The sequence below is a fragment of the Pseudomonadota bacterium genome, from assembly GCA_010028905.1.
Lineage (GTDB): Bacteria > Vulcanimicrobiota > Xenobia > RGZZ01 > RGZZ01 > RGZZ01.
In genome coordinates this window covers 1-2251 of record RGZZ01000658.1, presented here as the reverse complement: position 1 = coordinate 2251, position 2251 = coordinate 1, and the positions used below count along the sequence as shown (strand labels likewise).

Here is a 2251-nt window from a genome sequence, read left to right as displayed (position 1 = left end):
GCCCTGCTGGCCCTGGCCCTGACCCTGACCGCCACCCTTGCCCCCCTGCTGCAGCTTCTTCAGGGCGTCTTGCAGAGCCTTGACGTTGCCGTCGGCGGCCTGCTGGTTGTCACCCTGGGTCTTGGCCGCCTGGTTGGCCTGCTTGAGCATGTCGCGGTTCTTGTTGAGGTCTTCGCCGATCTTCTTCAGGTTCTCGTCGATGTTCTTCTTCGTCTGGGTGTCTTGCTCGAGCTTCTTCGAGTCATCGGTCAGCTGCTTGCTGTCCTTGGCCAGCTGCTGCTGATCTTTCTGGAGCTGCTGGGTATCCTTCTGCAGCTGCTGGCTGTCTTTCTGAAGCTGCTGGGTGTCTTTTTGGAGCTGCTGCTGGTCTTTCTGAAGCTGCTGCTGGTCTTTCTGGAGCTGCTGGGTGTCTTTCTGGAGCTGCTGCTGATCCTTGGCCAGCTGCTGCTGCACCTTGGCGAGATCGGCCTGCTTCTGGGCCATCTGCGCCTGAAGCTGGGCCTGCTGGGCCTGCATGGCAGCCACCTGGGCGTCGAGCGCCACCGCCTGCGCCTCCATGGCCGCGCCTGCCGCCGCCGTGAAGGGGTTCGACATAAGCGCCGCAGCCTGCGCGTGCATCGAGGTGGCTTGCGCCTGGGTTGTGGCGATCTGCTGGGTGAGCTGCGCGATCTGCTGCTGCAGCTGGGTGATCTGCTGGGTAAGCTGCTGGATCTGCTGCTGGTCTTTCTGGATGGCCTGCTGGTCTTTCTGGATGGCCTGCTGGTCTTTCTGGACCGCCTGCTGATCCTTCTGGACAGCCTGCTGATCTTTCTGGACCGCCTGCTGGTCTTTCTGGACCGCCTGCTGATCCTTCTGGACCGCCTGCTGGTCTTTCTCAACCGCCTGCTGGTCCTTCTGGACCGCGTCCTGATCCTTCTGCACAGCCTGGCCGTCCTTGGCCAGGTCTTCGGCCTTCTTCTGGTCGGCCTGCTGATTCTTGTTCTGATCGTTGCCGAGCTGGTTGCCCTGATTGGCCAGATCCTTGGCCTGCTGCATGGCCTGATCCTTGGCCTGCTGCGCCTGATCCTTGTTCTGGTTCTGCTGCTGCAGGGCATTGTTGACCTGTCCCTGGCCGCCCTGCTTGTCATTGTTGTTGAACTGGATGCGATCATTGCCCGTGGGCTGTGCGCCCTGAGGAAGGTTGAGCTGCCCAGGACCGTTCGCGGTGCGGCCTGGGTTGTCGTTGCCCCCTCCGCCGAGAGGGTTGAGCCCGTTGCCCAGCTGCCCCAACAGGTTTCCGAGACCGTTCTGGTTGGCCCCGCCCTGGTTGCCCCCGAGCCCCATCGGATTCAACCCCTGTGGCCCTTTCTGGGCCTTCACCTGCTGCGCCTGGAACTGATTGAAGAGGTTCTGGGCCTGACCGACCATGTCCTTGCCCTGCTGCTCGAGGTTCTTGCCCTGGCCCATGAGATCGCCCTTGTTGTTCTCGCCGCCCCCGCCCCCGCGAAGCGCCTGCAGGAGGGGATTGATGTTCTGGCCGCCCTCGTCATTCGTCTCGCCGCTCAGGTTGACGAGGTCGCCGAGGCTCTGGCCTCCGACGCGAATGGTGTTCGGGTCCTTGCCCGCCTGCAGCTGCTGCGCAACGTGGGTGCGAAACTCGGTGGGCACCTGGTTCAGCCATTTGGGTCCCCCGACCCCGTCGATGCCGTCGATGCCGTCGAAGCTCATGATACTCTCTTCCTCCGGTGGGCCGCCCCCGCCGCGCGCGACTTGGGAGGGCGATACCCAGACTCAAACCCTCTTCAGGTCCCTCGTCACTCACGCGCGACCAGGCGTCTAGGAAAGACATGTTACATTTTATCGCATGAGACGGGTCCGCACGGAAACATTGTTACAAATTTTCGCGGAAAATGCCCGTGCAGGGCCGCCTCGACATGACGCGAAGCCTCAAGCGTGAACGTGCTCACCGACATCGAGACGGCGTTCCTCTCAGAGAGCGACCGTCTGGCCGAACGCGAGCCCTTCGACTACGCTCACCCGCGGCTTGACCTCTCAACGGGACACGCCGCCGCCTGGCTGCTGCTGAAATCGCGCGCGCTGGAAAAGGCCCCCGTGTCGTTCGCCGACCTCGAGACCGCCTTGTACCTGCTCGAGCAAGCCACGCGACTGCTTCCGGAGAGCCCCGAGGGAGACGCTGCACCGTCCCGAGGTCACGACACGCAGGGGAACCCCACGCGACTGCTTCCGGAGAGCCCCGAGGGAGACGCTGCAC

General features: G+C 63.3%; 2 protein-coding genes. One reads left to right on the top strand and one right to left on the bottom strand.

What is annotated here, in order from left to right; genetic code table 11:
* Positions 1-1707: hypothetical protein (locus tag EB084_24025; GenBank protein ID NDD31331.1), on the bottom strand; the 1707-nt coding region annotated here is incomplete at its 3' end.
* Between the two features lie 225 nt (positions 1708-1932).
* On the opposite strand from EB084_24025, the gene EB084_24020 reads away from it, so the two are divergent.
* A partial coding sequence (locus EB084_24020) for a hypothetical protein (GenBank protein ID NDD31330.1) occupies positions 1933-2251 on the top strand: 319 nt, incomplete at its 3' end.